Below are 1,775 nucleotides of genomic sequence, written 5' to 3' on the forward strand. Positions count from 1 at the left end.
CGTTCCAGGGCGACGTTTTTGTTTTCCGCGGGAGAAATGGTCGATTGATCAAGGCCCTATGGCATGACGGTGTCGGACTATCGCTTTATGCCAAAAAGTTAGACCGCGGGCGGTTCGTCTGGCCGTCTGCGGAAGGCGGCGCGATAGCGATATCGCCTGCGCAGCTTTCTTATTTGTTGTCCGGAATTGATTGGCGCCATCCGCAGGAAACCTCTCGTCCGACGAAGGTCGGATAGCATTATTATATTGAAAATGTTGAGTGAATCTGATCAGATGGCTCATGGTATCGAAGCCCTCCGATCTTCCTGCGGACCTTACAAGCGCCTATCGGGCGCTGCTTTCCGAGCGTGCGATCCTTCAGGCCGAACGCGATGTCGTTGCCGCCGAGCGGGACATCGCGGTGGCCCAAGCTGCCAATGCACAGGCCATGCTGTCGGACAGCGAGGCGCTGATCGTCAGTCTGGAACTGGCGATCGAAAAGCTCCGGCGCGAACTGCGCGGTCAGAGGTCCGAGCGCACGGCGCGTCTGAATTACAGCTCGAAGAGCTCGGTGCGACGTGAAGTCGCTTGAATAATTGTTCGAAAGGGAAAGGAGAAAAACCACGCAGAGAACCTGACGTTCCGTCGTCTGTAGCCTACCGGCACATGCGGGATTGGCAACAATCCGGTGTGAAGCTGCCGGGACAATGTAGCCGGGCCCTCGGGCCGTGCGGAAGCCGTGAGGTGGAGGCATCATCTGCGAGCATCGACGCGGATCGGGCGCTAGGCTGGGCGGTATGACCAACTCAAGTGAACTGCTGTACTCGTCGTCATCGAGAACAAGCCAAAGATGCTGACAGGCTTGAACCAAAAGGTGCACGGTCGGATGCTTCCCGCTAGTTTGGAAGCACACGGACAACATGACCGCCGGCGAAAAGGCAGGGTCTAACCCGCTCCTGTTATTCAAGTGAAACACGGTAAGCCCGTATCCCCGCCCGGCAACGGGCAGGCCGACCGCAAGGAACGCTGTCGGAGGTGCGGGTAAAGGATGTTGGAGAAAGCGAAGGCCGTGCTGCAATGGCGCGGATAGGGGTTATGGGCAACCAACATCACCCCGCCCGAAAGGGAGCAGACTTCCGACTGGTCTCTCATCGCGAGAGAACAGGCAGAACCCTTACAGGAGGAAAAGCAAATGGCGGTCATGAAAATGACTGGTGCAGCCTCCCGCGGAACGGCGGACTGGAACCAGATTGACTGGAGCAAGGTTCGACAATCCGTGCGGCGGCTGCAAGTGCGTATCGCGAAAGCAGTTCGGGAACGCCGCTGGGGCAAGGTAAAAGCCTTACAACGGCTGCTGACCCACTCGTTCAGCGGCAAGGCATTGGCCGTGAAGCGAGTAACGGAAAATAGAGGAAAGAGAACACCCGGGGTGGACCGGACCATCTGGGACACACCCGGGAAATGCATCGGAGGATTATCGTCACTCAAACGGCGAGGGTACGGGCTGACGCCAATCCATTCGATCCGGCGTGGGATGGTTACTTCGCCCTACGGCGACACCAACCCTCGCCACGAGCGGATAAGCTCGATCCACGATCCCACTCCCTTTTATTATCACCGGAACCGGTGGCTCTCGTCGCTGAGGGCTTAGCAGAGGCTTGAGCTGCATGCCGGGAAACTGGCACGTGCAGTTCTAAGCTCAGAGGCTGCCTCAAAAAGAGGTGGGTGATTTCAACAGGTTATGATTCCTTCGGATTTGCGAGATTCGATGGAGAACACGATGGCCTGGACCAAAA

2 protein-coding genes and 1 pseudogene are annotated in these 1,775 nt (G+C 57.5%); all 3 read left to right on the plus strand.

All coding sequences use genetic code 11. The features are described from left to right. Positions 1 to 236 (plus strand): IS66 family insertion sequence element accessory protein TnpB (tnpB, locus tag K290_RS39070; RefSeq protein ID WP_028755409.1); only part of this gene is annotated, 236 nt, incomplete at its 5' end. Positions 237 to 280: 44 nt separating this feature from the next. Then, a pseudogene (locus tag K290_RS0133320) lies at positions 281 to 529 on the plus strand (IS66 family transposase); the annotation flags it as partial. 642 nt (positions 530 to 1,171) lie between these two features. After that, positions 1,172 to 1,630 carry a reverse transcriptase N-terminal domain-containing protein gene (locus tag K290_RS35760; RefSeq protein ID WP_051043303.1) on the plus strand — a complete coding sequence of 153 codons (459 nt, stop codon included), beginning with the start codon at positions 1,172 to 1,174 and terminating at the stop codon, positions 1,628 to 1,630. Positions 1,631 to 1,775: the final 145 nt, after the last annotated feature.

The sequence above is a fragment of the Rhizobium leucaenae USDA 9039 genome, assembly GCF_000426285.1.
Classification (GTDB): domain Bacteria; phylum Pseudomonadota; class Alphaproteobacteria; order Rhizobiales; family Rhizobiaceae; genus Rhizobium; species Rhizobium leucaenae.

Coding starts and splice junctions, on each gene's coding strand:
- K290_RS35760 (WP_051043303.1), top strand. CDS start 1,172: ATGGCGGTCATGAAAATGACTGGTGCAGCCTCCCGCGGAACGGCGGAC.